The sequence below is a fragment of the Janthinobacterium sp. 13 genome, assembly GCF_002749695.1.
GTDB lineage: Bacteria > Pseudomonadota > Gammaproteobacteria > Burkholderiales > Burkholderiaceae_D > Janthinobacterium > Janthinobacterium kumbetense.
Genome location: NZ_PEEQ01000001.1, coordinates 4,529,916 through 4,556,087 on the forward strand (window position 1 = coordinate 4,529,916; position 26,172 = coordinate 4,556,087).

Annotated in this window: 28 protein-coding genes; 3 read left to right on the forward strand and 25 right to left on the reverse strand. The window is 65.3% G+C overall.

Annotated features, from left to right (window positions below):
• Nucleotides 1–16: 16 nt before the first annotated feature.
• The gene (locus tag CLU94_RS19910; RefSeq protein WP_099666895.1) at nt 17–913 is read right to left on the reverse strand and encodes an SMP-30/gluconolactonase/LRE family protein; all 897 of its coding nucleotides are present in this window, start codon (nt 911–913) and stop codon (nt 17–19) included.
• Nucleotides 914–927: 14 nt separating this feature from the next.
• Nucleotides 928–2,592, reverse strand: a complete 1,665-nt coding sequence (pgi, locus tag CLU94_RS19915) for a glucose-6-phosphate isomerase (protein ID WP_099666896.1) — start codon at nt 2,590–2,592, stop codon at nt 928–930.
• Nucleotides 2,593–2,928: 336 nt separating this feature from the next.
• Here pgi and edd point away from each other — a divergent pair, with 336 nt between their 5' ends.
• From edd to CLU94_RS19930, 3 genes are read left to right on the forward strand one after another with little or no spacing between them, the layout of a single operon-like run.
• Nucleotides 2,929–4,842, forward strand: a complete 1,914-nt coding sequence (edd, locus tag CLU94_RS19920) for a phosphogluconate dehydratase (RefSeq protein WP_099666897.1) — start codon at nt 2,929–2,931, stop codon at nt 4,840–4,842.
• Nucleotides 4,843–4,845: 3 nt separating this feature from the next.
• Nucleotides 4,846–5,475, forward strand: coding sequence for a bifunctional 4-hydroxy-2-oxoglutarate aldolase/2-dehydro-3-deoxy-phosphogluconate aldolase (gene eda / locus CLU94_RS19925; protein WP_099666898.1), 630 nt, complete (start codon nt 4,846–4,848; stop codon nt 5,473–5,475).
• 57 nt (nt 5,476–5,532) lie between these two features.
• Nucleotides 5,533–6,054 carry a type IV secretion protein Rhs gene (locus CLU94_RS19930; protein WP_099666899.1) on the forward strand — a complete coding sequence of 174 codons (522 nt, stop codon included), beginning with the start codon at nt 5,533–5,535 and terminating at the stop codon, nt 6,052–6,054.
• 8 nt (nt 6,055–6,062) lie between these two features.
• Here the strand turns inward: CLU94_RS19930 and CLU94_RS19935 are convergent, their stop codons facing one another.
• The 23 genes from CLU94_RS19935 to CLU94_RS20040 all read right to left on the reverse strand — a co-directional run bounded on the left by CLU94_RS19935 (nt 6,063) and on the right by CLU94_RS20040 (nt 26,063).
• Nucleotides 6,063–7,085 (reverse strand): LytR C-terminal domain-containing protein, encoded by a 1,023-nt coding sequence (locus tag CLU94_RS19935; RefSeq protein ID WP_099666900.1) that lies wholly within the window; start codon nt 7,083–7,085, stop codon nt 6,063–6,065.
• Between the two features lie 13 nt (nt 7,086–7,098).
• Nucleotides 7,099–8,049, reverse strand: a complete 951-nt coding sequence (locus CLU94_RS19940) for a type II secretion system F family protein (protein ID WP_099666901.1) — start codon at nt 8,047–8,049, stop codon at nt 7,099–7,101.
• Nucleotides 8,050–8,068: 19 nt separating this feature from the next.
• Entirely contained in the window at nt 8,069–9,043 is a 975-nt protein-coding gene (locus CLU94_RS19945; RefSeq protein WP_099666902.1) for a type II secretion system F family protein, read from the reverse strand.
• Between the two features lie 10 nt (nt 9,044–9,053).
• Nucleotides 9,054–10,421 carry a CpaF family protein gene (locus CLU94_RS19950; RefSeq protein WP_099379045.1) on the reverse strand — a complete coding sequence of 456 codons (1,368 nt, stop codon included), beginning with the start codon at nt 10,419–10,421 and terminating at the stop codon, nt 9,054–9,056.
• Between the two features lie 26 nt (nt 10,422–10,447).
• Nucleotides 10,448–11,599 carry an AAA family ATPase gene (locus tag CLU94_RS19955; RefSeq protein WP_099666903.1) on the reverse strand — a complete coding sequence of 384 codons (1,152 nt, stop codon included), beginning with the start codon at nt 11,597–11,599 and terminating at the stop codon, nt 10,448–10,450.
• A 22-nt stretch (nt 11,600–11,621) separates the two neighbouring features.
• On the reverse strand, nt 11,622–12,140 hold the full coding sequence (locus tag CLU94_RS19960; RefSeq protein WP_099666904.1) for a TadE/TadG family type IV pilus assembly protein: 519 nt from the start codon (nt 12,138–12,140) through the stop codon (nt 11,622–11,624).
• A 10-nt stretch (nt 12,141–12,150) separates the two neighbouring features.
• Nucleotides 12,151–12,618, reverse strand: a complete 468-nt coding sequence (locus tag CLU94_RS19965) for a TadE/TadG family type IV pilus assembly protein (protein WP_099666905.1) — start codon at nt 12,616–12,618, stop codon at nt 12,151–12,153.
• A 7-nt stretch (nt 12,619–12,625) separates the two neighbouring features.
• Nucleotides 12,626–14,173, reverse strand: coding sequence for a TadE/TadG family type IV pilus assembly protein (locus CLU94_RS19970; RefSeq protein WP_099666906.1), 1,548 nt, complete (start codon nt 14,171–14,173; stop codon nt 12,626–12,628).
• A 46-nt stretch (nt 14,174–14,219) separates the two neighbouring features.
• Nucleotides 14,220–14,498: a pilus assembly protein gene (locus CLU94_RS19975; RefSeq protein WP_099666907.1), complete on the reverse strand. Its 279-nt coding sequence runs from the start codon at nt 14,496–14,498 to the stop codon at nt 14,220–14,222.
• Nucleotides 14,499–14,507: 9 nt separating this feature from the next.
• Complete coding sequence (locus CLU94_RS19980) at nt 14,508–16,094, reverse strand: type II and III secretion system protein family protein (protein WP_099666908.1); 1,587 nt, start codon at nt 16,092–16,094, stop codon at nt 14,508–14,510.
• Between the two features lie 22 nt (nt 16,095–16,116).
• The gene (cpaB, locus tag CLU94_RS19985) at nt 16,117–16,965 is read right to left on the reverse strand and encodes a Flp pilus assembly protein CpaB (RefSeq protein WP_099666909.1); all 849 of its coding nucleotides are present in this window, start codon (nt 16,963–16,965) and stop codon (nt 16,117–16,119) included.
• Complete coding sequence (locus CLU94_RS19990; RefSeq protein ID WP_180278711.1) at nt 16,962–18,308, reverse strand: ATP-binding protein; 1,347 nt, start codon at nt 18,306–18,308, stop codon at nt 16,962–16,964. The genes cpaB and CLU94_RS19990 overlap by 4 nt, the downstream gene beginning before the upstream one ends.
• A 33-nt stretch (nt 18,309–18,341) precedes the next feature.
• Nucleotides 18,342–18,962, reverse strand: coding sequence for a methyltransferase family protein (locus tag CLU94_RS19995; protein WP_099666910.1), 621 nt, complete (start codon nt 18,960–18,962; stop codon nt 18,342–18,344).
• A gap of 40 nt (nt 18,963–19,002) precedes the next feature.
• Nucleotides 19,003–19,590, reverse strand: coding sequence for a prepilin peptidase (locus CLU94_RS20000; RefSeq protein WP_218965309.1), 588 nt, complete (start codon nt 19,588–19,590; stop codon nt 19,003–19,005).
• Nucleotides 19,587–20,657, reverse strand: coding sequence for a phosphatase PAP2 family protein (locus tag CLU94_RS20005; RefSeq protein ID WP_099666911.1), 1,071 nt, complete (start codon nt 20,655–20,657; stop codon nt 19,587–19,589). Before CLU94_RS20005 ends, CLU94_RS20000 begins: the two co-directional genes overlap by 4 nt.
• Nucleotides 20,654–20,827, reverse strand: coding sequence for a Flp family type IVb pilin (locus CLU94_RS20010; protein WP_077407717.1), 174 nt, complete (start codon nt 20,825–20,827; stop codon nt 20,654–20,656). Before CLU94_RS20010 ends, CLU94_RS20005 begins: the two co-directional genes overlap by 4 nt.
• A gap of 94 nt (nt 20,828–20,921) precedes the next feature.
• Nucleotides 20,922–21,104 carry a Flp family type IVb pilin gene (locus CLU94_RS20015; RefSeq protein WP_035821247.1) on the reverse strand — a complete coding sequence of 61 codons (183 nt, stop codon included), beginning with the start codon at nt 21,102–21,104 and terminating at the stop codon, nt 20,922–20,924.
• A gap of 70 nt (nt 21,105–21,174) precedes the next feature.
• Nucleotides 21,175–21,321, reverse strand: coding sequence for a hypothetical protein (locus CLU94_RS28445; RefSeq protein ID WP_158300249.1), 147 nt, complete (start codon nt 21,319–21,321; stop codon nt 21,175–21,177).
• Nucleotides 21,322–21,572: 251 nt separating this feature from the next.
• Entirely contained in the window at nt 21,573–22,274 is a 702-nt protein-coding gene (locus CLU94_RS20020; protein ID WP_251350351.1) for a response regulator, read from the reverse strand.
• Nucleotides 22,271–23,938 (reverse strand): sensor histidine kinase, encoded by a 1,668-nt coding sequence (locus CLU94_RS20025; RefSeq protein WP_180278712.1) that lies wholly within the window; start codon nt 23,936–23,938, stop codon nt 22,271–22,273. The genes CLU94_RS20020 and CLU94_RS20025 overlap by 4 nt, the downstream gene beginning before the upstream one ends.
• A gap of 150 nt (nt 23,939–24,088) precedes the next feature.
• Entirely contained in the window at nt 24,089–25,060 is a 972-nt protein-coding gene (locus tag CLU94_RS20030; protein WP_099668402.1) for a sensor domain-containing diguanylate cyclase, read from the reverse strand.
• Nucleotides 25,061–25,065: 5 nt separating this feature from the next.
• Complete coding sequence (locus CLU94_RS20035) at nt 25,066–25,692, reverse strand: chemotaxis protein CheC (RefSeq protein WP_034786994.1); 627 nt, start codon at nt 25,690–25,692, stop codon at nt 25,066–25,068.
• 2 nt (nt 25,693–25,694) lie between these two features.
• On the reverse strand, nt 25,695–26,063 hold the full coding sequence (locus CLU94_RS20040; RefSeq protein ID WP_077407710.1) for a response regulator: 369 nt from the start codon (nt 26,061–26,063) through the stop codon (nt 25,695–25,697).
• Between the last annotated feature and the right edge of the window lie 109 nt (nt 26,064–26,172).

Here is a 26,172-nt window from a genome sequence, read left to right on the forward strand (position 1 = left end):
TTATGCGGGCAAACGATTACGCCTGATACAGGTGTTCCGGCTGTCCCGCCACGTCCACGCGCACGGACAGCACGTGGCCGCTCAAAGGGTAGTTGGCAATTTCCTCGGCCGAGCGGTTATGGCTGGCGCTGGTGATGTACAGGGTGCGCAGGTCCGGGCCGCCGAATGTCACCATGGTGGGGCAGCGCACGGGCACGGCGATTTCGCCCAGCAGATGGCCATCGGGGGCAAAGCGCAAGATCTTGCCGCCTTCAAACATGGCCGACCAGTAATTGCCTTCGCTGTCGACGGCCGCGCCATCGGGGCGTCCGCCGTAATCAAGCGCTTTCTTGTCCGTGGAAAAACGCTGGAACGGCTGCGGCGCGGAAATGGCTCCACTCGCCGCGTCGAAGTCGAAGCGGTCGATGCGGTGCGTGGTGGTATCCGAGTGGTACATGGTGCGCTTGTCCGGGGAAAAGCCCAGGCCGTTCGATACGGTCATGCCACCCGACCAGACCTTGCGCACATGGCCCTTTTCCAGCACGAACATTTCTGCCGCGTCAGCGCTGCGCGGCTCGAAGATGGTGCCGACCCAGAAGCGTCCGGCAGGGTCGACCTTGCCATCGTTGAAGCGCGTGGTGGCCATGTCGAACGGCGCCGGGGCGATTTCCGCCAGGCTGCCCGTCTTCGTGTCGAGGTGGGCAAAGCCGCTGCGCAAGGCCACGACCAGGCCGCCGCCCGCGTTGATGGCCAGCGCCGATGGTTCCGTCGGCATGCTCCACTGTTCATGCTTGCCGCTGGCGGGGTGCAGGCGGTGCACGGCGCGGCCATCGATGTCGACCCAGTACAGGGCCGCTTCCTTGCCATGCCATAGCGGGCATTCGCCCACTTGCATGGCTTTGTCGCTGACTACTTTGATCTCGTAAATATTCATAAACCTCAATTAAGTTAATACGCCGCCTTGGCGGCTTTCGCCAGGGCAATCAAGCCATTGGTCGAGCTGTCGTGATGGTCGGGATGGGCTTCGCCCGTCAGTTCGGCCTGGATTTTCTTGGCCAGCACCTTGCCCAGTTCCACGCCCCACTGATCAAAACTGTTGACATTCCACAAGACGCCCTGCACGAAGGTCTTGTGTTCGTACAGCGCGATCAGGGCGCCCAGGGTGGTCGGGGTCAGCTGGTCCATCAAAATGGTATTGCTGGGGCGGTTGCCGGGGAAAGTCTTGTGCGGCACCAGCGCTTCGATCTCGCTGTCTGGCAAGCCTTGCGCCTGCAAGTCAAGACGCACTTCCTCGCCCGTCTTGCCCGTCATGAAGGCTTCCGACTGGGCAAAGCAGTTCGCCAGCAGGGCGTCGTGGTGGCCGGGCAAATCGTGCGTGGCGCGCAGGGCGGCGATGAAGTCGATGGGCGTGATGTCGGTGCCCTGGTGCAGCAGCTGGAAATACGCGTGCTGCGCATTCGTGCCGCAATCGCCCCAGATGACGGGGCCGGTCGGCACGCCGACGGGCACGCCATCCTTGGTGACGCGCTTGCCGTTGCTTTCCATGTCCAACTGTTGCAGATAGGCAGCAAAGCGGCTCAAGTCCTGGTGGTAAGGCGCGATGGAAACGGAGCCGCAATCGAGGAACTGGCGGTTCCAGAAGCCCACCATGGCCAGCACCACGGGCATGTTCTGTTCCAGTGGGGCCTGGCGGAAGTGCTGGTCCATCGCATGCGCGCCGGCGAGGAAATCGCTGAAGTATTCAAAGCCGACGGACAGCGCCACGGCCAGGCCGATCGACGACCAGACGGAATAGCGGCCGCCGACCCAGTCCCAGAACGGGAACATGTTGTCCGGCGAAATGCCGAAGTCGACGATGGCTTGCGTGTTGGTCGAGACGGCCACAAAATGCTTGGCCAAGTCGCTTTCTTCGCCTTCGAGCAGGAACCAGGCGCGCGCCGTGTTGGCGTTGAGCATGGTTTCAGCCGTAACGAAGGTTTTCGAGGCGACGATGAACAGCGTCGTTTCCGGGTCGACTTTCGACAGGGTTGCTTCCATGTCGTGCCCGTCGACGTTGGAAACAAAGTGCATTTCCAGGCCCGGGTTGGCGTAGGAGCGCAGCGCCAGGCACGCCATTTTCGGCCCCAGGTCCGAGCCGCCGATGCCGATGTTGACGATGTCGCAAATCGGCTTGCCCGTGTAGCCGAGCCAGCTGCCATTGCGTACCTTGTCCGTAAACGCCTTGACGCGTTGCAGCACATCTTGCACGTCAGCATCGATATCCTGCCCATCGACCACCAGCTTCGTGCCGCGTGGCGCGCGCAAGGCGGTATGCAGAACGGCCCGATGTTCGGTAAGATTGATTTTCTCGCCAGTGAACATGGCTTCGCGCTGCGCTTCCACGCCGCGCTCGCGGGCCAGTTCCATCAGCAGGCCCATGGCGGTGGCGTCGATCCGGTTCTTCGAGTAATCGAGCAGCAGGCCGGCCGCATCCACCGTCATGCTGGCAAAGCGCGCGGGGTCGGCCGCGAACAACTGGCGCAGATGCACGTCGCGCAGGCTGGCGCTGTGCGCTTGCAGGGACTGGAAACTGGCGGTGGCGGTGATGGCAGGAGTAGGTGCTGGCTGGCGCATGGCGGTCGGCTTGGGTGCTTGTCTCGGTTGAAAGGAGCGCGGCGCGTTCGGGGTGGCGAACTGCGGATCCGGCGTTGATGTGAGAATAATACATCAGAAAAACGTAATTTCACTACAGTTTGTGATGCGAAGCTGATTTTGTTGTGCTTTTTTTAGCGATTGCGCCAGTGGTATACAAGAGAGGAGTTGGCCGGTGCTGATACGCGATATTGCCCGGGTTTGCTTTGATACGCCGCAATCCGTGGCTTATTTGTGTTGTTGGCCCATGCAAGAGTGCTTCTTCTTCGTCGTTTTGTAGTAAAATTTCACGAAATACTCATTTTTAAGGAAATCCATATGGCGCTGCATCCAGTAGTCGAATCCGTAACAGCGCGCATCATCGCGCGCAGCCGGCCATCGCGCGGCGCCTATCTGGCGCACCTGGATGCTGCCCGCATCCAGGGCGTGCAGCGCGGCGCCCTGTCGTGCACCAACCTGGCGCACGGCTTTGCCGCCTTTCCCGCCAACGACAAGCTGTCGCTGAAGGAATACAAGAAGCCGTCCGTGGCGATCGTTTCCTCGTACAACGACATGCTGTCGGCGCACCAGCCGTTTGACGGCTTCCCGCAGATTATCAAGCAAGCCGTGCGCGAAGTGGGCGCCGTCGCCCAGTTCGCCGGCGGCGTGCCTGCCATGTGCGATGGCGTGACGCAAGGCCAGCCGGGCATGGAACTGTCGCTGTTCTCGCGCGACACCATCGCCATGTCGACGGCCGTGGCGCTGTCGCACAATATGTTCGACTCGGCCCTGTACCTGGGCGTGTGCGACAAGATCGTGCCGGGCCTGCTGATCGGCGCGCTGCACTTCGGCCACTTGCCGGCCGTGTTCGTGCCGGCCGGTCCGATGACGTCGGGCCTGTCGAACCAGGAAAAAGCCAAGGTGCGCCAGCTGTATGCGCAAGGCAAGGCCACGCGTGAAGACTTGCTCGAAGGCGAGTCGAAAGCCTACCACGGCGCCGGCACCTGTACCTTCTACGGTACGGCGAACAGCAACCAGATGTTGATGGAAGTGATGGGCCTGCATTTGCCGGGCGCTGCCTTCATCACGCCGAATACGCCGCTGCGCGATGCGCTGACCGCCGCTGCCGCCCAGCGCGCCGCCGGCATTACGGCGCAAAGCGCCAATTACTTGCCGGTCGGCCATATTGTCGACGAGAAATGTATCGTCAACGCCGTCGTGGGCTTGCTGGCCACGGGCGGTTCGACCAACCATACCTTGCACCTGGTGGCCATCGCCAAGGCGGCCGGCATCGTCATCGACTGGAACGATTTCAACGAACTGTCGGCCATCGTGCCGATGCTCACGCGCATCTACCCGAACGGCGACGCCGACGTGAACCATTTCCACGCGGCCGGCGGCACCGGTTACCTGATCCGCGAACTGCTGGACGCGGGCTTGCTGCACGAAGACGTCAACACCATCCTGGGCCATGGCTTGCGCGCGCACTGCATGGAGCCGTTCCTGGGCGAAGACGGCAAGGTCTTCTGGAAAGATGCACCGGCTGCCAGCGCCGACGAAAGCGTGCTGCGCCCGGCTTCGAACCCGTTCGCGCCGGACGGCGGCATGGTATTGGTCGCGGGTAACCTGGGCCGCGCCGTGATGAAGGTGTCGGCCGTCAAGCCGCAGCACCGCACGGTGGAAGCGCCTGCGCTGGTGTTCAATTCGCAGGAAGATTTCATGGCCGCCTACAAGGCGGGATCGCTGGACCGCGACTTCGTCGCCGTGCTGCGCTTCCAGGGTCCGCGCGCCAACGGCATGCCGGAACTGCATGCGCTGACGCCGGCGCTGGCCAACCTGCAGGATGCGGGCCGCCACGTGGCGCTGGTCACCGATGGCCGCATGTCGGGCGCGTCGGGCAAGGTGCCGGCCGCCATCCACGTATCGCCTGAAATCCTCGCCGGCGGCCCGCTGGGCCTGGTGCGCGACGGCGACATCATCCGCCTCGACGCCTTCACGGGCGTGCTCGAAGCGCTGGTGCCGGCCGACGTCTGGCATGCCCGCTCTCTGGTCACGGCCGACCTGTCGCCGAACCACGTCGGCATGGGCCGCGAGCTGTTTTCCATGTTCCGTTCCACCGTCAGCGCGGCGGAAGAGGGTGCCACCACCTTCGGCCTGCCGTCGCCGATTCCCACCACCGTCGCCTTGCACGACGCCGACAATGTCGGTGATACCGTACCGGGTTCCGATGAAGACTTTTTGGCTAGGAAATAAGAGATGACCATGACACTACTGGAAATTATGCGCACCTCGAGCGTGATCCCCGTGATTGCGATCGACGATCCTGAACACGCCGTACCGCTGGCGCGCGCGCTGGTGGCGGGCGGCATTCGCGTGCTGGAAGTGACCCTGCGCACCAAGCACGGCCTCGAAGCGATCCGCGCCATGTCGGAAGTGCCGGGCGCCATCGTCGGCGTCGGCACCCTGACCCGTCCCGAGGAATTCGCGCAGGCACGCGATGCGGGCGCCGTCTTCGGCGTCTCGCCAGGCCTGACGTCCGCGCTGGTGGCGGCGGCGAAAAGCAGCGGCTTGCCCTTGCTGCCAGGCGTGATGACGCCGGGCGAAGTGATGGCTGCGCGCGAAAACGGCTTCCAGCAGCTGAAACTGTTCCCGGCCGTGCCGGCGGGCGGCATCGGCATGCTCAACGCCATCTACGGCCCGCTGCCGGACATCACGTTCTGCCCGACGGGCGGCATCTCGCAAGAGACGGCGTCGCAGTTCCTGGCGTGCAAGAACGTTGCCTGCGTGGGCGGTTCGTGGCTGACGCCGAAAGACGCGATCGCGGCCGGTAACTGGGACCGCATCACGGAAATTGCCAAGGCAGCCAGCGGTTTACGATCCGCGTAAGTGGTACCGGAGCGGCAAGCTTGCGTGCTTGCCGCTTCTTTTTTCCGACGGAGTGCCATGCGCGTCTTGCGCCGTTCCCTCACCATCGGCGAAACCGCCATGGCCCGCAGCGTCTTCCAGGGCGCCATCGACTACGCGCGCGTACGCGTCGTGCGCGGCTCCTTTCTACCATTCGGCTTGCAGGACCAGAACACGGCGATGACGCCGCGCGGCAGCCTGCACTTCATGCCGGCCCAGTACCGCGACGATTTTTCCCGCGAAGGCAACGGCGGCAAGCTGTTCTTCATCCACGAGATGGTGCATGTGTGGCAATACCAGCTCGGCTACAGCGTGCTGCTGCATGGTGTGTTGCTGGCGCTGTGCGGCGGCTACATCCGGCAGCGCGCCTACCGCTACGACGCGCAGGCGGGCGGCGTCCTGTCCGACTTCAACATGGAACAGCAGGGCGACCTCATCGCCCACTACTTCGGCGCGCGCCAGCTGGGCATCCCCGCCTACGTGGCGAAGCTGCCGCAACTGCAGGAGATCCTGCAGGGCTTCCTGCTCGATCCCGCCGACCGCCGCCTGCTGCCACGCTGACGCCGCAGTCACAGTGCAGTGTTCGATGCCAGGCGCGCATCCGGCGCGCGCAGGCTGGCTGCCGCATCCTTGCCCAGCAATAAACGCAGGTCGGCGCCCGTGCCGATGCCGCTGTCATCAGACGCTTGCAGCTGTGGCATGCCGCCCAAGGCGAGGGCGAGGGTGGCGGCCGCCTGCGCATGGCCGGGCCGGTAGACGATGCTGCTGGCCTGGACGCCGTATGGCCGCTGGTTGCCCAGCCGCAGCACGCTGATGCCCATGCCGCCCAGCATGCCGCGCATGCGCGCCGCCATCCCCGTTTCGCCATTGCCGTTGATGACTTCCAGCCGTGGCAGCGGCGCCGCCGGCGCCGCCGTTTTTGCCGGGGCGGGCAAGGCGGCGCGCGCCGCCACGGGAGCATCGCGCCAGCTCAGCGCGAAGATATTCGGCTGCAATTGCGTCAATTGCAAACGGCTGGCAGGCGCCGCTGGCGCCAGGTCGGGCGCGACGGACTGCGTGGCGGCATCGCCCGCATCGGCCACATCGACCGTGCCGATGCTGCGCGCCAGCGCGGCGATGGCCAGGTCCAGGTTGGCGCGCGCCGGCTGCTGGCCGTTGTCGAGCTGCAGTGACTGGCGCAGCACGCTGGCCGCCTGGGCATACTCTCCCTGCAGGTACAGCACGTAGCCGAGGTTGTTGTAGGTCCTGGCCGTCGGCACCTCCTGTGCCAGCGCCTGCAGCATGGTGCGGGCCGTTTCCAGCTGGCCCAGCTGCGCGTGCAGCACGGCGGCGCCATTGCGCGCATCGGCCGAGTCGGGTGTCAGCAGCAGGGCTTCGCGGTACGCCGCCAGCGCCGCGCGCTGATCGCCCAGTTCCTGCAGGCGCTTGCCCAGCTTGCAGAACGCTGTGGTGCGGGTGGCGGCGCTGTCATCGATGCGCGCCTGGGGCGGCGCAGCGTGACTGCCCTGGCTGGCCGGGCCGGGCAGGTGGCCGCAGGCGGGCAGCAGGCCGGCGCAGGCGAGCATGAGCATCAGGGTGGTGTGCTGTGACATGGCGGTTCTCCGGTCAGTTGCCGCTGCCCATGCTGGGCAGGAGCACGCGGTAAATTTGCAGGAAGGCTGGTCCCATCAGGACGACCAGCAGCGACGGGAAGATGAAAAAGATCAGCGGGAACAGCAGCTTGAGGGCGATCTTCGCCGCTTCTTCCTCGGCCATCTGGCGGCGCTTGGTGCGCAGCTGGTCCGACTGCACGCGCAGCGAGGCGGCGATGCTGGTGCCGAAGCGCTCGGCCTGGATCAGCATGGCCACCAGCGCGTCGACATCCTCGACGCCCGTGCGCAGCGCCAGGTTGCGCAGCGCCCGCTCCTTGGTGTTGCCGGCGCGTAGTTCCAGCATCACCAGGTGGAGTTCCTCGGCCAGCACGGTGCTTTTCAGGGCGATTTCGGACGCTACCCTGGCCAGCGCCGCATCCATGGCCAGGCCCGCTTCCACGCACACCGTCATCAAGTCCAGCGCATCGGGAAAGCTTTCGAAGATATCGCGCTGGCGCCGCTTGATCATTTGCGCCAGGACAATATTGGGCAGGTAGTAGCCGATGGCGGCGACGATCAGCAGCCAGAACAGCAATGCCTTGCCCGCCATCTGGCTGCCAGAGGCGCTCAGTCCCAGGAACAGCAGCAGGGGCAGGCCGATGGCCAGCATGGTCTTGGCGGAAAAGAACAGGATGGGCGCCGACGCCTGGCGCAAGCCGGCATTCATGAAGCGCCGGCGCATCACGGAGCCTTCCCAGCCCTGGTCGGGAAGCGACAGTTTGGCCAGGGGGCCGCTCAGGCGCACCATGCGCGCCAGCCAGGGGCTGGGCGCCGATGAGGCGCCAGGCGCCGCCGCGCTCTTGCCGGTGGCGTTGTCCATGCGCTGGCGCAAGGGATCGGGTGCAAAGCTGCGCATGGCCACCAGCACGGTGCCGAAGACGGCAATGAAAAGCAGGGCGAGGAAGGCGAAATGGACGGGGTTCATGAGGATTCTCCTTGCGGGCTCAGACACGGATGCGGATGATACTGCGCATGACCAGGACGCCGCACACCATCAGCAGCAGGGCGCCGACGAGCATCTTGCGTCCGCCCGGGTCGACGAACAGCATTTCCAGGAACTGTGGATTGGTCAGGTGGATCATGGCCGCCGCGCCGAACGGCAGCAGCGACAGGATCCAGGCCGACAGCCGGCCTTCGGCCGACAGCACGCGCACCTGTCCCAGCAGCTTGATGCGCTCGCGGATGATGCGGCTGATGCTGTCGAGCAGTTCGGCCAGGTTGCCGCCCGTTTCGCGCTGGATCAGCACGGCGATGACGAAGTAGCGCAAGTCCGTGCTGGGCACGCGCGTGGCCAGGTTCATCAGGGCATCCTGCATGGCGATGCCGAAATTGACTTCGTCGAAGGTGGCGCGAAATTCCACGGCCAGCGGCGCGTTCATTTCATCGCCGACCATTTTCAGGGCGGTGGGAAAGGCGTGGCCGGCGCGCAGGGCGCGCGCCATCAGGTCCAGCGCATCGGGCAATTGCTGCTCGATGCGCTGCAGGCGCTTGGCCTTGGCGCGCAAGACCACCAGCAGCGGCAGCAGGGCCGCGCCGGCCACCAGGGGCAGGCGCAGCAGCCACGGCACGGCGAAGTAGCTGAGCAGCAAAAACGCCGCACCGGCCGAGGCCAGCATCACGCCGGCGAAGCTGGCCACGCTCCAGCTCAGGCCCGACTGTTCCAGCAGGCGGTCGAGCGCATGCACGCGGGGCACGCTGAGCAGCACGCGCTGCAGGGCCGGGGTGTCGCTCAGCAGGCGCTTCTTGATCATCGAACTGCCCGCGTCGCCATGCGCGCCGGCCGACATGATGCGCAGGCGGCGCGCGACCCGTTCCGCTTCCGGGCCGCGCGACGTGTTCCACGCCAGGTACAGTCCCTCGATCAGCAGCACCACGGCGATGAAGGTGAGGATGGCGAATACGTAATAGAGATAGTCCATGATGCTCCCCTTAATGGTACTGGCGGGCGGGATCGAACAGGGTTTCCGGCAGGCTGATGCCGAAGGCGCGCAGGCGTTCCAGGAAATGCGGCCGCACGCCGCTGGCATGGAAATGCCCCTGCACCGTGCCGTCCTCGCCGATGCCCGTCTGGCGGAAGGTGAAGATTTCCTGCATGGTGATCATCTCGCCTTCCATGCCCGTGATTTCCTGGATCGAAATGATCTTGCGCTTGCCGTCCGTCAGGCGCGCCACCTGCACCACCACGCTGATGGCGGAACTGATCTGCTGGCGCATGGCTTTCACGGGCAGGCCCGCCGAGGCCATGCTGATCATGTTTTCCAGCCGCGTCAGCGCGTCGCGCGGGGTGTTGGCGTGGATGGTGGCCATCGAGCCTTCGTGGCCCGTGTTCATGGCGCCCAGCATGTCGAGCGCCTCGGCGCCGCGCACCTCGCCCAGGATGATGCGGTCGGGACGCATGCGCAGCGCGTTGCGCACCAGCGCCCGCTGCGTCACTTCGCCCTTGCCCTCGATGTTCGCGGGCCGCGTTTCCAGGCGCACCACGTGCGGCTGCTGCATCTGCAGTTCGGCCGCGTCCTCGATGGTGACGATGCGTTCGGCCGTGCTGATGAAGCCGGAAATCGCATTGAGCATGGTGGTCTTGCCGCTGCCCGTGCCGCCCGAGATCAGGATGTTGACCTTGGCCTTGCCCAGTGCCTGCAGGGTGGTGCTCATTTCCTCCGTCAGGCTGTGCTTGAGCATCAGGTCGGCCAGGCGCAGGGGCTGGGCCGAGAAGCGGCGGATCGACATCACGGGGCCGTCGATGGCCAGCGGCGGGATGATGGCGTTGACGCGCGAACCGTCGGGCAGGCGCGCATCGACCATGGGGCTCGATTCATCGATGCGCCGGCCCACGCGCGAGACGATCTTGTCGATGATTTTCATCAGGTGGGCGTCGTCGGTGAAGCAGACGTCGCTCAGCTCCAGGCGGCCATGGCGTTCGACATACACCTGGCGGTAGGTGTTGACGAGGATGTCGGATACGCCGGGATCGGCCAGCAGCGGTTCGAGCGGGCCGAAGCCCAGCACCTCATCCTGGATGTCGCGGATCAGCGAGCGCCGTTCCAGCTCGTTGATCACCACATTGTCTTCCGTGAGCACGTCGCTGACGAGGATTTTCAGCTCTTCGCGGATCTGTTCGCGCGACAGGCGCTGCATGCCCTCCAGGTCGACGCGGTCGAGCAGCGCCTGGTGGGTGCGGTGCTTGAGTTGCTGGTAGCTCTGGCTCGATGCGCCCTGGTGCGCGGCATCGTCATTCAGGCTGGCGTCATCCTGGGCATAGCCCAGGCGGTCCCGCAGGGTGAGTTTTTCGGCAGTCATGGTCGGTCTCCGGTAAATAGGGGGTATCAGGCGCGCGCCAGCAGTCGCGAAACCCAGCCTTGCGCGGCGGGCGGGGTTTCGCCGGCCAGGCTGGCGGCCAGTTCCTGCAGGGCGCGCGAGACGGGATTGTGCGACGCCAGCTTGAGGATGGGCACGCCCTGGCTGACGGAGGCCGCCACCGCCTCGTAGTGGTTGGGGATGGATTTGTAGACGTGCTTGCCGTACGCCGCTTCCAGGTCGGCCACGCGGATGTTGTCGCTGCTGGCATAGCGGTTCAGGATCAGGCGGATCTTGTCTTCGCGGTAGCCCAGGCCGCGGAACACGTCGAGCAGGCGCTTGCCGTCGCGTACATACGGCAGCGTTGCCTGCAGCACGGGGAAGATCAGGTCGGCCCGGTCCAGCGCGCGCACGCTGACGGGGTCGAGGCCGCGTCCCACGTCGAGCAGGATGTAGTCGTACTGGCTGCGCGCCAGGGTCAGCAGACGGTCGATATGGTCGGCTTCGACATCGGCCGCATGGGCGGGATCGTCGGCGGCCGCCAGCACGCTGTAGGCGGGCGTGATCTGGATCATGCTGGCGCTGAGCAGCGAAGCGTCGAGGCGCACGATCTGCTGCGACAGCTGCGACAGGGTGGTGGCCGGCTTGTGGTCCGAGACGAACAGGGCGGCGTCGCCGAACTGCAGGTTCAAGTCGAACAGCGCCACCTTGCGCTGCTCGCCGGCGGCCAGCGCGTAGCCGAGGTTGGCGGCGATGAAGGTGGCGCCGCTGCCGCCCTTGCACGAGACGAAGGCCAGTACCTGGCCCTTGCGCGTGACCTGTTTTTGCAGTTTTTCCTCGATGCGGCGCAAGGCGGCGCACAGGGCTGCGTCGTCGTCCGGTTGCAGCACTTCGCGCACGCCGGCGCGCATCGAGCGCAGCAGGAATTGCGGACTTTGCTGTGTACATTGCACGATGATGGCCAGGTTCGGATGGCGCCCGCCCAGCAGTTCCAGCTGTTCCAGCTCCGCTTCGCCCGTCTGCTCCTGCTCCAGCAGCAGCAAGTCTGGCGTGACGCCGTTGTCGAAGACATCCGGTATGCTCGCCAGCAGCGCGACGCGGTCGGCCGCGCTGCGTTCGCGCAGCAGGCGGGTGAGCCGCTTGAGCTGGGCTTCATTTTTCGAGACGATGACGATATTCACGTGGTACTCCTGGTAAAGGCGTTCAGTTGATCTGGAAGCCCAGGCTTTCGGCGTGCATGACCACCACCGAGGCGGGTACGGCGATATTGAGAAAACCGAACAGGCTGACCATCGGCGTATAGCTGACGTTGTCGATCGATACGCGCACGCTGTCGATGCAGCTGGCCGTGCGCGTGTTGTCGCCGCAGGCCGACAGGTTGTCGCCGGGATCGGTGGGCGGCGAGGTCACTTCGGCGCCGCTCTTGTTCAGGTAGCTGATGGTGATGTTGGCGGCCGTCAGTTCCGGGGCGGCCGGCAGGGCCGTGCCGCCGAACAGGGCCAGCGTCTTGACGGCGTCGGTCTGGTCGATCCAGCGCACCACCGCTTCGCGCGCGGCGCGGCGGCTCACTTCCTGCACCGTGTTGTACAGGTACAGCATGCGGCCAAATTCGAGGATGCCGAACAGCAGGGTGAAAAACAGCAGCGCCACCAGGGCGAATTCGACGGCGGCGGCGCCGTGCTGGCGGCCGGCCCGGGGTGCAAGCGGAAGGCGGTGGCGCATGGCGTTCTCCTTACAGCATGTAGCGCATGGTGGTGCGCGGCGACAGCGGCGTGGCATAGCTGCTGGCCGCGCCGATGACGAAGGGCAGGTACTGGCCCACCGACAGCGTGTAGTTGACGACTTCGACGCGGATGCCGCCCGGCGCCGTGCCATCGGTGCAGCTGCTGTCGTTGAAGCTCGCGTCCAGGCAGGTAACCGTCACGTTGGCTGTGGTGAAGCCGCTGATGCCGGCGCTGACGGCCGCATCGACCACCGTCTGCCTGGCCGCAGGCACGCCCTGCGAGGAGATGCTCGCCTTGGCCTTGACGGACATGTTGCGCGCCGCGTCGCGCGTGGCCTTGGTCAGCGCGTCGTAGTACCAGAAGGCGCGGCCGAAGCCGAAGATACCGGCCAGCAGGGTGACCAGCAGGGCCAGCACGATGCCGAATTCGACGGCGGCGCCGCCGCGCTGCCTGAGGGGGGAAAGGGGGATGCGCATGGCCGCCTCACTTGTAGAGTTTGATTTCGGAATTCGGCACGGGCTCGATCAGGCCCGCGAACTCGACGTCGAGGCGCGCACCGCCGCTGAAATCGGCCTTCATCGTCATGAAGAATTTGCCGATGCCCACCGCATCCATGGAGCCGCACGAGGCCGGTCCCACGGGCGCCGTGCGGCAGTCGACCAGCACCACGTTGAGGATGCGCCGGTTGTTGCGGCCCGGATGGGCTGCCGAGGGCGCCTGGAACGTGGGGCCGCTGGTCTGGTTGTACGGCGAAGGCGGCGTACTGGCAGGAAAGCTTGCACCGGGACTGACGGGGTAGCTGGCCGTGTCGAAGTAGTTCGCCTTGGCCGTGCTGTACATGGGATTGGCATTGGCGTCCGCGACGCTGTAGGCCGTGCCGGCCTTGGCCGGGGTGGCGCCGTTGCTTTGGTAGGCGGGGCCGTAGGACCACAGCACGCCGTAGCCGGCGAACTGCGCCTGGGCCGCCGTCACGGGCGTCGTGAAGGTCGGCGGCAGGCGGTAGTTCGGCTTGTTGCCGGACAGGCTGACCGATTGCTGGCTGGGCAAGGTGCTGGCGCCCGGTTCCATCCAGCCGGTGGGCGGCGAGTTGGCGGCGCTGGCGACGCAGGGCGAACCGCCGCCCTTGCATGGATATTCCTTGATGTTGGTATCGGGCGGCGCCGTGGCGGGGTCGCACACGGAAGGCGAGGAATAATCGTCGAAGCGCGAATTGAGGGCGGCTGCGATCTTGCCGGCGCTCAAGCCCGTGTTCGTGTAGACCTTGCCCGAGCCGCTGCTGACCACGGCGCTACTGCCCGTGCACATGAACGGCGCGGTGGAATTGGCGCTGGAATGCGAAGCGTCACAGGAGCCAGGGGGCGCGTCGACGGGGTTGATCAGGTAGGGATCGGACGAGCCGCCCAGCGGATTGAGGCCGAACAGGTTGTAGGTGACGCCGCGGCGAAAGCCGAATTCCAGCAGTTCCGTCAGGCCCGTGCCGGCCGGCGCGGCCGGATACGTGTATTGCGCCGTCTTGTTGGCCGGATCGACGGCGCACACGCCGATCGGCGTGACGTCGTTGACGAAGCGGCCCGCCACGGCCACGCCCGAGGTGCTGGTGCTGGCGATGCCGGCGATGCCCATCAGGTAGGTGGCGAAGGTCTTGCTGCCCGTGTCGACGCGGATGAAGGTCTGGCCCTGGGGGCTGGTGCGGGCGCTGGCGCCGGACGACCATGGCCCGTCCGGGCTGGGGCCGAAGCTGATGTTGGCGGCCGTGATGGTCAGGGTGGTGGAAAAATCGTAGCGGTTCTTTTGCGCGATGGCGATGGCTTTCGTCTGCGCATTGTCGATGCCGGTGGCGCTTTGATTGAGTTCCACGGCGCCTGCCAGCGCCGAGCTGTCGGCGCCGTTCTGCAGCTCCGTCTTGGCGATGTACAGGTGGCCCAGGTCCAGCACCAGGCCGCCCATGGCAAACAGTACCACCAGGGTCAGCCCCAGCACGATGGCGATCGCGCCTTGCTGCTTGTCGTGCCTGCGGAATGCGGTGTTCATGGCTGTCTCCTGGTGGCCTGGGGGAAGTGCATCGCGGGACTGGCGCCTACTGGCGTCCGCCCACGCCGATGGTGAACACATTCGGTTGCGGGTCCGGCGCCGCAAACGATTTCTGGTAGCGCTGGTAGGCGCTGGCGCCGGCCTTGCCGTCGATGCCGCTGACGGGGTTGGTATTGCGGTAGGCGTCCGGATACATGATCTGCTGGGCCTTGAGCAGGGCCACCGATTCGCCGAAGTGCGAATCGAGCACGGGCGTGGTGGTGGCGGTGCAGCCGGCCAGCAGGCATACCAGGGCGGCGCAAGGCAGGCAATGAGCGGTTTTCATGGTGTTCTCCTATTTGAGGTCGAAGCCGGCGGCAGGCTGGGGCGCGGCCGCTTGCGGCTGCATGGGCGCTGCTGGCGCTGCGGGGGCGGGCGCAGGGGCGCTGCCTTCCATTTTTCCCTGCATGAACATGTCGCCGCGCGTCGGCTGGATGTAGCCGTCGGTGGGCAGCTTGTAGTCGGCCGGCAGCGGCTTGACCAGGTGCGGCGTGATGATGAAGACCAGTTCCGAACGGTCCGTCTGGAAGTCCGTGCTGCGGAACAGGGCGCCCAGCACGGGCACTTCGCCCAGGCCCGGCAAGGCCTTGATATTGCTGGTCACGTTGTTCTTGATCAAGCCGCCGATGGCGAAGCTCTGGCCGTCGAACAGCTGCACCGTGGTGGTGGCGCGCCGCGTCGTAAACGAAGGCAGGACGGCGGTGGCCGAGATGCCGGTGGCGGTGATGCCGATGCCGTCCTTGTTCAGGTCCGACACTTCCGGCGCCACCTTCAGGTTGATGCGTCCCCCTTCGAGCACGGTGGGCGTGAATTTCACGGCCACGCCGAATTCCTTCTCTTCCAGGGTGATGGTGGGCACGCCGCCATTGTTGGTCTGGCTGACGGGGATGAAGATTTTGCCGCCGGCCAGGAAGCTCGCCTCCTGCCCGCTGATGGCCATGATGTTCGGTTCGGCCAGCACCTTGATCAGGCCATCGCGTTTTTGCGCGTCGAGGTTGAAGAAGTTGTTCTTGCTGGCGCCGCTCAAGCCGCTGGGATTGTTGCTGAGCAGGCTGGACAGCAGCGAATACGACCAGCTGCCGATGGTCTTGTTGATGCCCAGGCTGGCGCCCAGCTGGTCGACCAGCACCTTCGACACTTCGGCCACCTTCACTTCCAGCATCACCTGCTGCGGCGCGGCGATCGACAGCAGGTTGATCACGCGCGGCATGCCCGCATCGGGCGCAGGGGCTGGAGCGGCGGCGCCTGCGGCCGGCGCTGCGCCGGAGGTGGCGCCGCCGCTGCGGGTGCTGCGCTGCACATAGGCGTTGGCCAGCGACAGGGCCTGGTCGGCCTTGACGACATCGCTGACCATGCCCGACAGGATCAGGGTGTCGCCCGCCACCGTGACGTGGATCTTTTCGTTCGGCAGCAGCTCGGCCATGCGTGCCTGCAGGCTGCTGCTGTCGATGCCGACGGCCAGGTCGATGATGGTGGCGTCATTGCTCTTGTTCCACAAGATCAGGTTGGTGGTGCCGACGGAGCGCCCCAGCAGGTACACCTCGGTGGGGTTGAGCAGGATCACGTCGGCGATGCGCGGATCGCCGACGGACATGCGGCTGGCGGCGAATGGCAGGCGCACCAGGGTCGATTTGCCTTCGGCCAGGCTCATTTGCGGCGCCATCTCGGTGCGGCCGGCGCGCGATTCGCTTTGCGGCGGCGTGGACTTGGGACGGACGGCGGCCCGGCTGCTCCTGGCGGCGCCCGTTTCGGCAGCGGCGGCGGTAGCGGTCGTGGCGGCGACTGGCTCGGCGTGCGCCCGGGGCGCCAGGGCGCCGATGGCGGCGATGGCAAGCGCCAGGCGCAGGCCCCGGATGCCGCTTGCTGTGCGATATGTACTCATGGCTAGGCTCCTCTGGTGCAGGTTAGAATTGTTGGGAGCTGCGTTCCAGCCCCTTGATGACATCGACGCGTGGACCGGCCTGTGGCGCAGCTGCTGCGGCAGGACGGCGGCGGGGGAGCGGCTTGGCTTGCACCATGGCGGCGGGGGCTGCCATGGCGACTTTTTCATCGAGCAAACTGGACTTGGTGGCGCCTTCCGTGTTGACGGGCTTGTCCTCGACCTGGTTGCGCAGCACCAGCGACAGGGTGCCTACGCTGCGCGCCAGGTCGAGTTTTTCCGCCTGCTCCGGTGTCAGCTCCAGGGTCACGGCGTTGACCACCTTGGGCTTGGTGTCGTCGCGGCTCGATTCCTGGGCGATGGCCAGCACGAGGATGCGTTCGAGCACGATCTTGGAAATGTTCGGATCGCGGTCCGGTGTCTTGCGCGCCCCTTCGCCCTGGGTGTTGACGAGGATGTCGACGAAGTTGCCGGGCAGGGCGAAGCCGGCCACGCCCACCACGTCGTTGACGCGCACGGTCATGGCGCGCTTGCCCTCGGCGACGACGGCCGACAGGCCGCCTTGCGTGCCGGGAGGCGCCAGCTTGCCTTCCATGATCGGTTCGCCGTGCTGGATGCTGGTGCGCGTGACGCGCGTTTCCAGCAGTTTCGGATCGTTGACGGCGCCCGGCGGCAGCGCGTTCGATGGCCAGTCCACCATGCGGACCATGTCGGGCGTGAGGCGCGCACCCAGGCTGATGTCGACCTGGGCCACGGCCACCTTGTTGATGTTGCCCGAGGCTTGGGCATTGATCCAGCGCGCGGCCACGATGACCGCGGCGAACGCCAGGATGACCGCAATGGCCATCATCGTCAGAGCGCGTGCGTTTCTCATTTTGCTTCCCCTTTGTGCTGGACCGCTGCCGGTCCGTTATGTGTGCTTGCAAGGTCGTCATCGCTGCCGAAATAGTTTTTCCATGCCCACAGCAGCACTTCCGGATTCAGCTGCGCCGCGTGGTCTTCATAGCGCGCCTGGTCGCACACCTGCGCCAGGATGTCGCGCGGATAGCAGGCCAGCAAGGGCCGCTGGTACTGGCTGTGCAGGTGCAGCAGGTAGGTGTAGGAGGCTTCGTCGAAATTGATGCCCAGCTGGGCGCAGGTGCTGCGGAACACGGCCAGGTAGTGGTAGGCGCTCAGGGGGCCCACGTGGATCTTGTAGCCGATGCGGCGCAGGAACGAGTCGTCGGCCAGGTGCTGCGGCGCCAGGTTCGACGAGAACACGACGATGACGTCGAAGGGCACGGGGAATTTGTAGCCCGTGTGCAGCGACAGGTAATCGATATGCCGCGCCATCGGCACGATCCAGCGGTTCATCAGCTCCACGGGCGAGCAGCGCTGGCGGCCCAGGTCGTCGATGATGAAGATGCCGTTATTGGCCTTCAGGTGCGGCGGCGCCTGGTACAGGCGGTTACCCTGGTCGAATTGCAGGTCCAGCATGTCGAGCGTCAGCTCGCCGCCCGTCAGCACGGCGGGACGCTCGGCGCGCACCCAGCGCGGGTCGGGCGGCACGGAGCCGCCGTGCGACAGGGTGTGCAGCATGGGGTCGAGGAAGGGCAGCACTTCGCCGTCGACCATCACGGCATGGGGTAGGGCGATGGCGCCGCTGAGCAGGCCGTTCAGGCGCTCGGCCAGATAGCTCTTGCCGCTGCCGGCGGGGCCGTGGAAGAACAGGGCGCGCCCGGAATTCATGGCCGCGCCCAGCTGGTCGAGCACGGCCGAACTGGCCACCACGTCGCGAAATTCGCGCTGCACGTCGTCGCGGGTGACCTGCATGTCCGCCACGCTTTGCGCCAGCACCTGGTTGCTGTAGTCGGCCAGGGTGACGGGGGCGGGACCGCTGTAGGCATTGCGGCGCATGTATTCGGCGGCGCGCAGGCGGCCCTGATCGCCCAGCAGGTAATACAGGTCGGCGTCGGTGCCGCTGCCGCCGTTGCGGCGTGCTTCGCACAGCTTTTCGGCGCGCATGAAGGTCAGCAGCGGTTCGAGTACGCCGGCGCCCAGTTTCACGTGCGTCGACAGGGCTGGCAGGCCGATCTGGCCGCGCAGGAAGAGTATCTTGACCAGCAGTTCGACCAGGAACAGGAAGGGCAATCCCGTTTCCTCGACCGTGCGTGGCGCGCGCTTGGCCGCCGGCTCGATGCCGCCGCCGTCGCTGCGTTCTGGATAGGTGTCAGGCATGATAGGTACTCCTCTTGCTTGGGTGGCCGGTTATCAGAAAATGAAGGGCAGCAGGCGGTACTTCACCTGCCGCATATAGACGCGATAGCGCACGTCGGTGGACAGGAAGCGCTCTTCGCGCAGCAAACGCGCCACCAGCATCAGCATGGCCAGCACGTACACGACGCCGTTCATGGGCGAGGTATTGGCCAGCAGGTAGCCGCTCAGGGAAATCAGGTAGCTGGCATACAGCGGATGGCGCACCACGCGGTAGGCGCCGCCCGTCTTGATCTCGCGCTGCGCCGCCACCAGGCCGAAGCTGCGGTTCAGCGACAGCAGGCCGGCGATCTGCAGCAGGCTGCCGAGGGCCAGCAGGTAGCGCGCGCCGGGCCAGATGGCCATGTCGGCGGGCGAGAGCAGGAAGGGGGCGAAGGTGGCGCCGATGGCCAGCAGCCAGTCGCCCGCATCGGTGGAGACGCTGACGGGGGCCGAGCGCACGATGAAGAACAGGGCGGCGAGGGTTTCGGCGGCGCAGAACAGCAAATAGCTCCAGTCGCCGCCCTGCAGGTAGCCCACCACGTGGGCACTGGCGAAGAAGGTCCACAGGCAAGCCATGGCGATGCTGGTGAACAGGCTGGCGTGGCGCGAGTGGCAGAGGGTGGCGAGGGTGTGCATGGTCGGGTCCTGTGGTGGCTGGTCGTCGGAGCGGCGCGTTTCAGCGCAGGCTCCACAGATGGTGGTATTGCAGGAACACCTGCAGCGCGGTGCCGCTGGCAATGGCGAAGGCGTAGGCCAGCTTGCCGGTGGCTGGCGGCGGTTCGGCGATCGTGGCGGCGCCGCCGGCAAGGCTGTGCAGCAGCGCGCCCAGCATCATGTGATAGGTGTTGCGCAGCACCAGGCGCAGGCGGCGGCCCGCCAGCGCGGCGGCCAGGGCCAGCACGCCGCCGCACAGGAAGGTCAGCAGGGCCGCTTCCAGCACCGCATCGGGGCCGAGGAAAGCGCCGCACATGGCCATCAATTTGACGTCGCCGGCGCCGAGGGCGCGCAGCAGGTACATGGGCAGCAGCAGGGCCAGTCCGGCGCCGGCGCCGGCCAGCGCCTGCAGCAGGCCCAGGCCGCCGAAGGAGGCGTCGAACAGGCCGGCGCCGGATGGCACGAAGCTGTTCAGGATCAGCCCCGCCAGCGTGCCCCACAGCACCAGCAGGTTGGGGATGCGGCGCGTGCGCAGGTCGTGCCACAGCGCGGCGGCGAGCAGGGTGGCCAGCATGGCCAGGCACAGCAGCATGGGCAGGTGGGCGCTCATGATGTCAGTCCTCCCTTGCTCAGGCAGGGCGCCGTGGCCAGGTTCATGGCGGGGGCTGCGGCCTGGCTGCCCAGCATGCGTCCCACCAGGTGCCACACCAGCGCCGCGCCGGCCGCACCCACATAACCGTCGAGCGCATAGTGCCAGCCCAGGTGGATGGAGCCGAGCAGGATCAGCACGGCGAAGGCGGACAGGGCGAGTCCGGCGGCGCGGCTCACTTTCCAGCCCATGATCGCCATCAGCACGGCCGTGGCCACATGCATGCTGGGCATGGCGGAGATGCCCAGTTCGCCGTTCGTGCCCTTGCTTTGATAGCCTTGCCACAGCATGTCCTGCACTTGCAGGGCCCACACGGGGACGTGCTGGTTGGCGTCATGCAGGTAGGCCATCAGCGGCGCATACGGGTCGCTGGCGTGCAGGTGGCCGTAGTAGCAGGGGCCGACCGAGGCAAACAGCACGGCCAGGATGCTGCCCAGGGCGATCCAGGTCAGCGCAAAGCTGAGCAGGAACTGCATGCGCAGCAGCGGCCGGCGGGTATCGAGGATGAGCCAGTACAGGATGGCGTAGAACAGGAAGAACCAGAAGTGGTAACTGAAGTTGAGCAGGCCCGTGATGAGCGGGTGGCCCAGCAGTGGCTGCAGCCTTTCCCATGGGGCCTTGCCGCCATGCAGCGCCATGTCCCAGGCGGACAGGCTGGCATCCCAGGTGTACGGATGCAGGCGGGGGATGGCGGCCTTGAAGACGGTGAAGCTGGAGGCGAAGACGGGGATCAGCAGCATGGCTGGCAGCGCGTGCAGCAGGCGCTCGTTGCTCAGGTAGCGGCGCAGATCGTGGTACAGATAGTGGCACAGGCGGTGCGGGCGTTTCACCACCATGACATGGATGGTGTAGCCGCACAGGATGAAGACGGGGCCCGTGAGGATGGCCACGAGGAAGCCGGCCAGTACGTTGAGGGTGTCCGAGGCGCTGGGCAGGCCGCCGGCCAGCAGTGCCGCGGCGGCGGCATACAGCAGCACGATCAGCAGCAGGGCGCGGTGGGTGCGCAGCGAGGCGCGCAGGGTATTCATGACAGGGCCAGGACCACTTGGTCCTTGACGTAGACAAACAGCAGCTTGACCTGGTCACCGAGCAGGGTGATCGTGATCACCAGCACTGCCGCGATCAGGCCCGCCAGCAGCGCGTACTCGATCGCCGTGACGGCGGACTCGTCGGATAAACGGCTGAAGAGAGTTTTCACGATGGGCCTCTGATAGGTGAGCAGGGGGAAACTTGCCTGTGGCGTTGACCTGGCGGTAACCGGACTGGCGACGTGCCAGCCCGGAGTACCGTGTTCAGGCGGCAGCGGTATTGGCGGAGGTGAGCTTGGTGCCGATGGTGCTGAACGTTTTTTTCAGCTGCGTGCCGACGATGGTGACGGCAGCGATGATCACTACGGCAATCAGGGCAGCGATCAGGCCATACTCGATTGCGGTGACGCCATCTTCTTCGCGGATAAAGTTTTTGATGAGGTTCATGACAACTCCTGGTGGTGGTTAAGGTACAGCGGTGGGTAAAACGGCATGGCAGCGTTGCTTCCTGGCGCACTCATGGACTTTCGCCCAGTGCCAGCAGTCCGATGATGCAGACCACCGCCATGAGGGCCGCCACAAGTGCATAGCGGTAGAACGCAGCCTTTTCCTTGCCCTGTAAATAGGTGATCAGGGCTGTCGGAAGAAACTTGTCAAAGCGCATGCTGTGCTCCGTGTTGTGGTGGGCCGCGCGGTGATTTGCACTCCGGTAAATCCACTATAGAAGTCGGCACCTTGATCTACATCAGAAGAACATCCTTTTATTGCGAGGAGGAACTGCTTGTTTTTTCCGTGACAATTGTCATGGTCGAGTTTGGCGCGCAGGGGCGAAGGGAGGCCATGCCGGTGGCTGGCGCAGGGGGCGGCGGGGGAAGGGCGTGCGCGGCCGTGCAGTGGCCGTGCGGGGGAATGGCGTCAGGCGCCGGGCGGCAATTGGCCCAGCTGGTGCTTGGTGGCGTAGGCGTACAGTTCCAGGCGGTTGTACACGCCCAACTTGCGGTAGATCGACGTCAGGTGATTGCGCAAGGTGTGTTCGGAGATGAACAGCTGGTCCGCCAGCAGCTTGGCCGGCGTGCCGCTGCCGTGCACCAGCGCGGCGATGATCTTTCTTTCCTTGAGGGTCAGGCTGGCGACGGCGATGGCTTGCGCCGAGCCGCCGCCGGGCTGGGTCAGCTGCGTGAGCATGCGTCCCAGCATCGCGTGTTCCAGCCACAGTTCGCCCTGGTACACCTTTTCGATGGCTTTCAAGACCATTTCCGCCGGCGCGTCCTTGCTGACGATGCCGCGCGCGCCTTTCAGTACCGTCTGGTCCAGGATGGCCTGGTCGTGGCTGGCCGTCAGCACCAGCACGCGCGTGCTGCCGCACTGCGCCAGCGCGGGCAGGATGGCCAGCGAGCTGATGCCGCCCAGGTCCAGGTCCAGCACGATCACATCCGGTTGCAGCGCCTTCGCCTGCTCCAGCGCCTCGGCGCTGTCGGACGCCGTGGCGACCACGCGCATGCCCGAGTGCTCGCCGCCGATCAGCCGCTCCAGGCCCCACAGCATGGTCTTGTGATCGTCCACCAGCATGACGCTGATGACATGGCCGGCCGGAGGGATGTGGCGTAAGTCATTCATATGGGGATCTCGATCTGCACGGAGGTGTTGCCCAGCATGCCATGCGTGACGCGGGCGGTGCCGCCCAGGGCGGCGGCGCGCTCGGCCAGCGAGTCGGGCAGGAAGTCGGGGACGTGCGCGGCGGCGCATTCGTTGTCGATGCTGATGTGCAGCGCGCCCTGCACGCAGGTCAGCTTGACGGCGCCATGGCGCGCCGACGTATGCTTGCGGATATTGCTCATGCCTTCGTTGACGATCTGGAACACTTCGGCCGCCAGGCGGTCGTTGATGTGCAGGTCGCCTTCGATATGCAGGGCGATGTCGATGCCATAGAATTCGCGGATCTGCGTGGCCTGGCGGCGCAGCGCGACCAGCAGTTCCGGCTCGCTTTGCACTTGCCCATTCTTGAACGTGCGCGCATAGCTGCGCAGGTCGGTGATCACCTGGCCCGACATGATGATCAGCTTTTCCAGCTCGGGCAGCAGCGGGTTGCCCGGCGTGGCTTCGTTGCGCAGGGCGGCCAGGCCATGGCGCAAGCCGATATACGGCTGCACGGCCGTGTCATGCAGGTCGCGCGCGATCTTTTCGCGCTCGCGCGAGGCCGCCTGCGATGCCAGACGGTCGAGCAGATCGATGTTTTCAATGACGGGGAACGCCTGCGCGCCGATATGGCTGAGAAACAGGGCGTCCGTCTTGCTCATGCTGGTGGCGGACACGATGAAGATGCGGCCCTTGCCATTGCGCAAAGGCAGCGGCGCGCTGATGAAGGCGTGCGCTTCGAGCAGTTCGGCCAGGCGGCCGCCTGCTGCGTCGTCGTGCCGCAGCCAGCGCCCGCTGTCGGGTTCGAGCATGCGCGCGCCGCCTGACCATGGCAGCCAGCGGCCGGCGGGCTGGTTGTACAGGGCGATCTTGTCGTACGGGAAGGCGAGCAGGGGGCTGGCCGCATCGTCGCTGAGGATCGAACTCGTATGCACGACGCCCGTGCCCGTATGAATCACGCTGCGCAGGGACCAGACCCGCGTGCCCTTGTCCTGCATGATCAGCAGGCAACTGCGGCCGTTGAAATAACTGCGGGTTTTTTCCAGCACCGAAGTGATGGTCTGGTCCACGCCGAAGCGCGGATTGGACAGCTGGCTGACATCGCGCAGCAGCGCCAGGTGGCTGCGCTGGGTAATGGCCGAGCCGCCCCAGTAGGCGATCATGTAGCCGAGCGCCAGCAGGAAGGTGGTGCGCAACAGCAGGCGCGACAGTTCCGCATCCGTTTCGCCGAACAGGGCGGTGGCGGCAAACAGGCCGGCCGAGGCCAGGGTGACGCGCGCACCTTCCTCGAAGCCCCGCTGGAACGACGAGGTCAGGATGGCAAAGAAAAAGAACAGGAAGAATAAATTGTTGTGGCTGCTGGTGGAAAACACGATCAGCGCATACCAGGCCACGTCCAGCCAGTACAGCAAGATATCCTGCGGCAGGCTGAGGCCCAGCAGGGTCAGCAAATAGAGCAGCAGGCTGTGCATGGTGTAGGCGGAAAAGATCAGCCAGGTGATCTTGCTCAGCTTGCCGGCGCTTTCGGGGTCGATGAACAGGGTCAGCAAGGTGGCGCTCGACAGCAGCAGGCGCATGCCGTTCACCATGGTCGTATCCATGCCGGCACCCGGCAAGCCGGATATGAGGGGAGGATCGAGATTCACAAGCGCTCCTGGCCATGTCCCGCATGGGTGGGCCATGCGCAGGGATAGATACCACAGATAAATTCTTGTTATTGTTGCTGCAATCAGTGACGAGTCTACGCACACGCCGTAAAGATGTCTACTGGAATCCTTTGCCCTGCGTTGCTTTTTTTATAGCGACTGCGCCATCACGCGGTTGCGCCCGGCGCCCTTGGCCTGGTACAGGGCGCGGTCGGCGGCGCCGATCAGGGCGGAGATGGCCAGCGGCTGCTGCGGGTACTGCGTGGCGATGCCGATGCTGACCGTGATGTGCTTGACCTCATTGCCCGTTTTGGCATGCGGAATGCGCAGGTCGGCCGCATGCTGGCGGATCGCCTCGGCCATGCGCAGCGCCTGCGCCGCGTCCGTATCGGGCAGGATGGCGGCAAACTCTTCGCCGCCATAGCGGGCCAGCAAGTCGGTGGGGCGCTGCAGCATGGCGGCCAGCTCGGCCGCCACGCGGATCAGGCAATCATCGCCCTGCTGGTGGCCGTAATGGTCGTTGTAATCCTTGAAATGGTCGATGTCGATCATCAGCAGCGACAGCGGGCTGCTGGTGCGCATGGCGCGCCGCACTTCCTTCTCGATCGCCACGTCGAAGTGGCGGCGGTTGGCGATGCCCGTCAAGCCGTCGGAAAAGGTTTGCGAGCGCAAGACCATGGTCTGTTCGCGCAGCAGCTTTTCGCGTCCCACGGCGATGGTGACGTCATTGATCTGGATCAGGCAGTGGCGCGGCGAATCGGGTAAATTGATCGGTGTGACGGCGATGGCTTGCTGCATGCGTTCCTCGCCGTCGTTGCCGCCCGTGGCCGCGCCATGCGTGTACAGCGCAAACGGCGCCTTGTGCAGGGTTTGCGACAGCAGCGACTGGAAATTGTCGCGCAGGGCCTGGGTGATGGCCGAATCGATGCGCTTGTGCCGCATTTCCGGGAAGACGGCGAAGAAATCCTGGCCCAGCACGGCGTCGGCCTGGCGGGCCGAGTGGCGCGCCATCCAGCTGTTCCACAGCACGATGCGGTGCTGTTCATCGAGCACGATGGCGCCCAGGTTCACGGCGCCGAGTATGCTCTCGAGCAGGGCGAGTCGATGCAATGCATCCGGCATGATCGTCACGCCTGTCCCAGGACCTTGGCCAGGTAGCGGCTGACCTGCTGTTTCAGGTCGTGCAGGGCGGACAGGTCGAGCACGAAGGCCACATAGCCATGGATCTGGTGCTTGGACAGCACGAAGTCGATATGCAGCATCAGCACGACGGCTTCGTCATCCTGGCCGCCGAACGAGGACAGGATTTCCGCACTGGTGCCCACGTGGTACAGGGGCAGCGAGCCATGCAGTTCGCTGTCGAACAGGTTGGCCAGGGTTCCGACGCAGGAGTTGAGGATGATGTTGCCGATCTCGCTCATCGCCTCCTGTTCCATCTCCGTCAGTTCCTGCAGCGGCATGGCGTCGCCCACCATCAGGCGCACGATTTCCAGGCTCTTGTCCTCGGGAAACATCAGGATGGCTTCGGTGGCGAAAGCGCCATCGTAATGCTGGCTGACGCCGCAGATGCGTTCGCCATCCTTCTTGCTGCCCAGCAAGGCGGCCGCGTCGGCACGGTTCAGGAAGGTGATCGACGGCACCGACATGGTGACTTCTTCATTCACGATCTCGCTCATGGCCGCCGCCGCATGGCCCACCCCGATGTTGAATATCTCTACCAGGGCATCATTCTCGAGTTCGGAAAGATTGACCATGCTCACAGTCCCAGTGATTCGATCAGCTGGTGGATGCGCGTTTCCGTGATCGGTTTTTCCATGAAGCCGACGCCCAGTTCGCTGGCGCGGTTGCGGGTGGCGTTCTGCACATTGGCCGTGACGAGAATGATGTGCGTCTGCGGACACAGCGCGCGCAATTGTTCCGCCGCCGCGATGCCGCCCATGCCGGGCATGTTGACATCCAGTAGTATCAGTACAGGGGTGGCGGTCTTGACTTTTTCCAGGGCTTCCTCACCCGTCGCCGCCTCAATCACTTGCCAGTCGGCATGTTTGCTGAGGATGAACTGATGCGACATCAAACGTGAAACCCGGCTGTCATCGACAACAAGTACCTGTTTACTGTGATTCATGTGCTATTCCTGAAACGTCATATCGGTCAATCGTGCCATTTTCGCATATTTTAAAGGGCATAGAGTGTAAATGGACGCGCAATTGCCTTAGGGCAAGGTTTTCGCGCTT

Excerpts from the sequence above, each read along its gene's own strand:
- cpaB (WP_099666909.1), bottom strand. The coding sequence starts at position 16,965 with ATGAGAAACGCACGCGCTCTGACGATGATGGCCATTGCGGTCATCCTG.
- CLU94_RS19930 (WP_099666899.1), top strand. The coding sequence starts at position 5,533 with ATGCGCGTCTTGCGCCGTTCCCTCACCATCGGCGAAACCGCCATGGCC.
- CLU94_RS19980 (WP_099666908.1), bottom strand. The coding sequence starts at position 16,094 with ATGAGTACATATCGCACAGCAAGCGGCATCCGGGGCCTGCGCCTGGCG.
- CLU94_RS19935 (WP_099666900.1), bottom strand. The coding sequence starts at position 7,085 with ATGTCACAGCACACCACCCTGATGCTCATGCTCGCCTGCGCCGGCCTG.
- CLU94_RS20005 (WP_099666911.1), bottom strand. The coding sequence starts at position 20,657 with ATGAATACCCTGCGCGCCTCGCTGCGCACCCACCGCGCCCTGCTGCTG.
- CLU94_RS28445 (WP_158300249.1), bottom strand. The coding sequence starts at position 21,321 with ATGCGCTTTGACAAGTTTCTTCCGACAGCCCTGATCACCTATTTACAG.
- CLU94_RS19910 (WP_099666895.1), bottom strand. The coding sequence starts at position 913 with ATGAATATTTACGAGATCAAAGTAGTCAGCGACAAAGCCATGCAAGTG.
- CLU94_RS20035 (WP_034786994.1), bottom strand. The coding sequence starts at position 25,692 with ATGGTCAATCTTTCCGAACTCGAGAATGATGCCCTGGTAGAGATATTC.
- CLU94_RS19970 (WP_099666906.1), bottom strand. The coding sequence starts at position 14,173 with ATGAACACCGCATTCCGCAGGCACGACAAGCAGCAAGGCGCGATCGCC.
- CLU94_RS19975 (WP_099666907.1), bottom strand. The coding sequence starts at position 14,498 with ATGAAAACCGCTCATTGCCTGCCTTGCGCCGCCCTGGTATGCCTGCTG.
- CLU94_RS20030 (WP_099668402.1), bottom strand. The coding sequence starts at position 25,060 with ATGCCGGATGCATTGCATCGACTCGCCCTGCTCGAGAGCATACTCGGC.
- CLU94_RS20040 (WP_077407710.1), bottom strand. The coding sequence starts at position 26,063 with ATGAATCACAGTAAACAGGTACTTGTTGTCGATGACAGCCGGGTTTCA.
- CLU94_RS19995 (WP_099666910.1), bottom strand. The coding sequence starts at position 18,962 with ATGCACACCCTCGCCACCCTCTGCCACTCGCGCCACGCCAGCCTGTTC.
- CLU94_RS20000 (WP_218965309.1), bottom strand. The coding sequence starts at position 19,590 with ATGAGCGCCCACCTGCCCATGCTGCTGTGCCTGGCCATGCTGGCCACC.
- CLU94_RS20015 (WP_035821247.1), bottom strand. The coding sequence starts at position 21,104 with ATGAACCTCATCAAAAACTTTATCCGCGAAGAAGATGGCGTCACCGCA.
- pgi (WP_099666896.1), bottom strand. The coding sequence starts at position 2,592 with ATGCGCCAGCCAGCACCTACTCCTGCCATCACCGCCACCGCCAGTTTC.
- CLU94_RS19945 (WP_099666902.1), bottom strand. The coding sequence starts at position 9,043 with ATGGACTATCTCTATTACGTATTCGCCATCCTCACCTTCATCGCCGTG.
- CLU94_RS19940 (WP_099666901.1), bottom strand. The coding sequence starts at position 8,049 with ATGAACCCCGTCCATTTCGCCTTCCTCGCCCTGCTTTTCATTGCCGTC.
- CLU94_RS19950 (WP_099379045.1), bottom strand. The coding sequence starts at position 10,421 with ATGACTGCCGAAAAACTCACCCTGCGGGACCGCCTGGGCTATGCCCAG.
- edd (WP_099666897.1), top strand. The coding sequence starts at position 2,929 with ATGGCGCTGCATCCAGTAGTCGAATCCGTAACAGCGCGCATCATCGCG.
- CLU94_RS20020 (WP_251350351.1), bottom strand. The coding sequence starts at position 22,274 with ATGAATGACTTACGCCACATCCCTCCGGCCGGCCATGTCATCAGCGTC.
- CLU94_RS19965 (WP_099666905.1), bottom strand. The coding sequence starts at position 12,618 with ATGCGCATCCCCCTTTCCCCCCTCAGGCAGCGCGGCGGCGCCGCCGTC.
- eda (WP_099666898.1), top strand. The coding sequence starts at position 4,846 with ATGACCATGACACTACTGGAAATTATGCGCACCTCGAGCGTGATCCCC.
- CLU94_RS19960 (WP_099666904.1), bottom strand. The coding sequence starts at position 12,140 with ATGCGCCACCGCCTTCCGCTTGCACCCCGGGCCGGCCGCCAGCACGGC.
- CLU94_RS19990 (WP_180278711.1), bottom strand. The coding sequence starts at position 18,308 with ATGCCTGACACCTATCCAGAACGCAGCGACGGCGGCGGCATCGAGCCG.